The organism is bacterium, assembly GCA_040755795.1.
GTDB lineage: Bacteria > UBA9089 > CG2-30-40-21 > CG2-30-40-21 > SBAY01 > JBFLXS01.
Genome location: JBFLXS010000302.1, coordinates 1 through 5053 on the forward strand (window position 1 = coordinate 1; position 5053 = coordinate 5053).

5 protein-coding genes and 1 pseudogene are annotated in these 5053 nt (G+C 36.9%); 3 read left to right on the top strand and 3 right to left on the bottom strand.

Annotated features, from left to right (window positions below; genetic code table 11):
* Positions 1–326 precede the first annotated feature (326 nt).
* Positions 327–1325, bottom strand: coding sequence for a squalene/phytoene synthase family protein (locus AB1414_15325; GenBank protein MEW6608791.1), 999 nt, complete (start codon positions 1323–1325; stop codon positions 327–329).
* 92 nt (positions 1326–1417) lie between these two features.
* On the opposite strand from AB1414_15325, the gene AB1414_15330 reads away from it, so the two are divergent.
* Positions 1418–2374, top strand: coding sequence for an oligopeptide/dipeptide ABC transporter ATP-binding protein (locus AB1414_15330; GenBank protein ID MEW6608792.1), 957 nt, complete (start codon positions 1418–1420; stop codon positions 2372–2374).
* Positions 2375–2413: 39 nt separating this feature from the next.
* Here the strand turns inward: AB1414_15330 and AB1414_15335 are convergent.
* Positions 2414–2548 (bottom strand): annotated as a pseudogene (locus tag AB1414_15335) (four helix bundle protein).
* 138 nt (positions 2549–2686) lie between these two features.
* Here AB1414_15335 and AB1414_15340 point away from each other — a divergent pair.
* Positions 2687–3514 (top strand): transketolase, encoded by an 828-nt coding sequence (locus AB1414_15340; GenBank protein MEW6608793.1) that lies wholly within the window; start codon positions 2687–2689, stop codon positions 3512–3514.
* On the opposite strand, the gene AB1414_15345 is transcribed toward AB1414_15340, so the two are convergent.
* Positions 3506–3688 carry a four helix bundle protein gene (locus AB1414_15345; GenBank protein MEW6608794.1) on the bottom strand — a complete coding sequence of 61 codons (183 nt, stop codon included), beginning with the start codon at positions 3686–3688 and terminating at the stop codon, positions 3506–3508. The two genes, AB1414_15340 and AB1414_15345, sit on opposite strands and share 9 nt — an antisense overlap.
* 127 nt (positions 3689–3815) lie before the next feature.
* On the opposite strand from AB1414_15345, the gene AB1414_15350 reads away from it, so the two are divergent.
* A complete protein-coding gene (locus tag AB1414_15350; protein ID MEW6608795.1) occupies positions 3816–4757 on the top strand; it encodes a transketolase family protein in 942 nt (313 codons plus the stop codon).
* Positions 4758–5053 lie beyond the last annotated feature (296 nt).

The window sequence follows — 5053 nt, forward strand, 5'->3', positions numbered from 1 at the left end:
TCCTTTCTCCCCATTTCTCCTTTTCTCCTTATAAGAGAATTAGGGACATCGTAACCGTTCAGGGTGTAACGAAGGGGAAATGGAGAAATCAGGGAAAAGGGGAAAAAATATTCTTATTTTAGTAAGAAAATCATATTATTTAGAATGTCATTGACAACTGATGAAACCTTCTGCTACCTAATTCCCCTACTCCTCTCCTTTCTCCCCATTTCCCCTTTTCTCCTTATGGACACCTGAACGCTTACTGTAGTTATTGTCAGACACTACCGAAAATTACAAGGCATTAAATTCCATTTCGTGTCCTTCGTGCTCTTCGTGGTGAATAGTTACGTTACAATAAATTTGAGGTCGTATTTTTTTACCCTCAAATAATCCTTTTTTAAAAGTTGATTTGAATCTGCGAAATAGTTAGATATTTCTAAAATCTCTGATACCTTCTTACGAGGAACTTTATCTTCGTTTTTGAAGAGGTAAATTAGGGTATTATACGCCAGAACAAAAGGGATGATACAAAAGAGCCTTATAGAACGCTCAGTTTCCGGAATAATTTCAATATACCTTAATGCCGAATCAAAATAAGTCAAAATCCAGGGTATAATATCTTTTATGATGCCTATTTGTTGGTTTGTAGATATACTATCTTCAAGATTAATTTGCCATTTATTTGTAATTGCAGAGGGGAGATAACACCAACCTCTGTTTAAGTCTTTTTGCCAATCTTTCAGGATATTTGTAAGTTGTAATGCTAATCCGAATTGAACTTGATATTTTTCAAGTTGAGTTTTTATTTTAGAGATTGATTTTTTGAGGGAAAAAATTCGGGTAAGCATTATTCCCACAATCCCGGCAACATAATAACAGTATTCCTCTAAATCTTTCAAATCTTGAAGTTGATAGATTTTTAAGGATGAGTCTAATTTTCTTTTTTGAAATTTTGCCATTCCTTCGACAGACTCACTAATAAGCGGGTCAATGATGCTTCGATAAATTGGAGGCAGGTCAAAGTAGCATTTTAAGACCTTATCCCCATTTTCAACAAGTTCTTTTTCATAAGAAGATTGTTTCCATTGAAATTTAAGTGATTCATAGAGGTCAAGTCTTTCATTTAAGCCTTTATCCCCTTCAAAAATCCAACGAATTTGCTCCAATGCCTTTATCTTTTCATCTCCTTTTAGAAATAGATTATCTTCAAAGGTGTCTGCAATACGGAAAAGCAAATAACTAATTGTTACCGCCTCACAGGTCTTGCCTTTTAGTTTTACAATATTTAAAGCAAATGTTCTTGATACCTTCGGAAGCATTTCTTTACAATATTGCCATTCCATATAATTATCATAATAATTCTGTCATTAATTGTCAAGCAAAAAATACTTGACAATCTCACTTAAGTTAAGTTATAATTATAGCAATTAATTAAATGCTTCTTCAAGTTAAAGAATTAAAGAAATATTTTCATCTAAGAAAAGGTCTTTTGGGAAAAGCAGACATTGTTCGTGCCGTAGATAATATTTCATTTGATTTAGAAAAGGGAAAAACATTAGGGTTGGTTGGTGAAAGTGGCTGTGGGAAATCTACGACTTCAAAATTGATTTTAAGACTCCTTGCCAGTACTTCAGGCAAGGTATATTTCGAAGATGAAGATATTTTTAATTTGAATAAAGATTCAATGCGTCATCTACGCCAACAAATGCAATTGGTTTTTCAAAATCCTTATGGTTGTTTAAATCCACGAATGCAGATTGGAGATATAATTGGTGAGCCATTGATTATTCATAGATTAGCTAAAGGAAGACAAAAAAAAGAAAAAATTGCTCAATTACTTCAATTAGTTGGATTATCCCCGGATTGGAAGAACCGCTATCCACATGAATTTAGTGGTGGGCAACTTCAGAGGATTGGAATTGCACGGGCATTAGCCACATCACCAAAACTTATTATCTTAGATGAGCCAGTTTCATCATTAGATGTTTCTATTCAGGCACAGATTATTAATTTACTTTGTGATTTACAAGAAGAACTGAGACTAACTTATATCTTTATTTCACATGACTTGAGGATAGTCAGGCAGATAAGCGATAGGGTGGCAGTGATGTATCTGGGCAAAATAGTAGAATTAGCGACTACAGCGGAAATTTATAGCCGAGCCGTTCATCCTTATACTCAAAAACTGCTGGCGAGTATCCTCCTTCCCAACCCTCAAATGCGAAAGAAGATGGATGTTTTGGCAGACGAGGTGCCCAGTCCAATTAATCCACCCGCAGGGTGTAGATTTCATCCGAGATGTGAACAGGCAAAGGATGAATGTAAAGAGAATATACCTGAACTAAAAAGGATTAAAGTTGACCATTTTGTTGCCTGCCATTTGATGAGTTAAGGTGATGAAACATAATATAGTGAATAGGGCTTCACGAAATTAAAAGTAAATGTAACTATTCAGCATACCAATCAAGTAGGAAGTAGGAAAGTAGGAAGTAGGAAGAGGGGTAAAACCTTCTGCAATATTTGCTGGAATAGAAACAGCCGCTCTGCACATCTGTTGCACCAATTCTTTCCCTTTCCTGCTTCCCTACTCTCCTACTTTCCTACAAGGTGAATAGTTACAAGTAAATAATCGGTTAATTGGTAATTGGTAACTAATTACCATTGACCAGTTACCATTTACCAAAAAAAGGAGTAAAAGGTGTCAATGGTAAATATTACAAATCAAGAGATTCAGGAATTAGAGGCAAAGGCAAAAGAGATAAGGCGGTGGATAATTAAGATGTTAGGTGAAGCGGGTTCTGGACATCCAGGAGGGGCTTTATCCTGCACCGATATAATCACCACACTTTATTTCAAAATTATGAACCATAAACCTGATAACCCTAAGTGGGAAGACCGTGATAGATTTGTTCTTTCTAAAGGACATTCCTGTCCGACATTATATGCGGCATTAGCTTTAAGTGGTTATTTCCCGGTATCTGAATTAATGCGACTTCGAAAAATGGATAGTTTTCTTCAGGGGCATACAGATATGACGGCTACTCCAGGAGTAGAAATGTCGGCTGGCTCTCTTGGACAGGGATTATCTGTTGCCGGTGGTATGGCTTTAGCCGCTAAACTTGATAAGAAAAAATTCAGGGTATATGTGGTTTTAGGAGATGGTGAAAGTCAAGAAGGACAAATATGGGAGGCGGCGATGGCTTGTGCACATTATAAATTAGATAATCTATGTGCTTTCTTAGATTATAATAAATTGCAAATTGATGGTCCGGTAAATGAAGTGATGGTTATTGAACCGATAGTTGATAAATTCAAAGCATTTGGTTGGAATACAATTGAGATTGATGGTCACGATATGCATCAGATAATCCATGCCACCAATGAAGCGAAAATTACTCAAGGGAAACCAACTATGGTCATCGCTCACACGATTAAAGGTAAAGGCGTCTCTTTTATGGAAGGAAAGGTAGGTTACCACGGCGTAGCACCAACCAAAGAAGAAGAACAAAAAGCACTGTTGGAGTTAGAATAGAGGACAGAAGTTAGATCTCAGGTAACTATTCAGCATACCAAGTAAGTAGGAAGTAGGGAGTAGGAAAGTAGGAAGTAGGAAGAGGGGAAAATAATTCTTTATGCCTTGTTTTTTAAAACCTTCTGCAATATTTGCTGGAATAGAAACAGCCGCTCTCCACATCTGTTGCACCAATTCTTTCCCTTTCCTACTTCCCTACTCTCCTACTTTCCTACAAGGTGAATAGTTACGATCTCAGAAGACTAACGATAGATAATAAAGTATTAAAATAAAAATGTCGATATAAAGAAAGGGGAAAATTATGGCAGAATTAATGGCAACCAGAGATGTCTATGGAAAAACATTGGTAAAATTAGGCATAGAAAATAAAGATATAGTAGTTTTAGATGCAGATTGCTCATCTTCAACTCGAACTTCTTTGTTTAAGGAAAAATTTCCAGATAGATTTTTTAACTTTGGTATTGGAGAGGCAAATATGATGGGTTTTGCGGCAGGATTAGCGAGTTGCGGTAAAATTGTTTTTGCCTCGACCTTTGCGGTATTTGGCTCGGCACGGGTTTTTGACCAGGTTAGAACCTCTATTGCCTGGCCAAAGGCTAATGTTAAGATTGTGGTTACGCATGCTGGTATATCCGTAGGTGAAGATGGTGCCTCGCATCAAGCAATTGAAGACCTTGCTTTAATGAGAAGTTTGCCTAATTTGACGGTAATTGTCCCGGCTGACGGAATAGAAACTGAAAAAGCTGTCATTACCGCAACAAAGGTTTCTACTCCATTTTATATCAGATTAGGTCGGGCAAAATTCCCAATAGTGTTTTCAGATGATTATGAATTTAAAATTGGTAAAGGAACTATTCTTAAACAGGGTAATGATGTAACTATTATTGCCATTGGACTTATGGTTTTTGAGGCACTTCAAGCCGCCGAAGAACTACAAAAAGAAGGAATTAAGGCAAGAGTAATTAATATGAGCACTATCAAACCAATTGATAAAGATATAATCATTCAGGCGGCTATTGAAACAGGGGCAATTGTTACTTGCGAAGAACATTCAATTATCGGTGGTTTAGGAAGTGCGGTGGCTGAAGTTTTAGTTGAAAATAACCCTGTGGCAATGAAAAGAATTGGCGTCCAGGATAGGTTTGGGCTCTCTGGCAAACCGGATGAATTATTAGAAAGATTTGAAATGAAATCAACTCATATCATTCAAGCAGTTAAAGAAATAATGATAAAGAAATCGTAACCACTGTTACAGAAGAAACGCTCATGCCCCTGTAGGGCACAAAGGAAAATGAAAATTAAGGGACTCGGGGCTCGGGATTCGGGAATAAAAGAATCCCCTAACCTCTTAATCTCTCGCCAGCGGGGAGATAAAAAAATAAAAATCTGTGTCCTCTGCGAAATCTGCGGATTATTTTCAGGGGAAACGGTCATGCCCCTGCGGGGCACAAAGGAGGATGAAAATTTTGCTTGAATTTCCAGCTTCCTTGTGTTATTCTTACTAAGAAAGAGGCAAGGAGACTTGCCCAAAAGAAATAA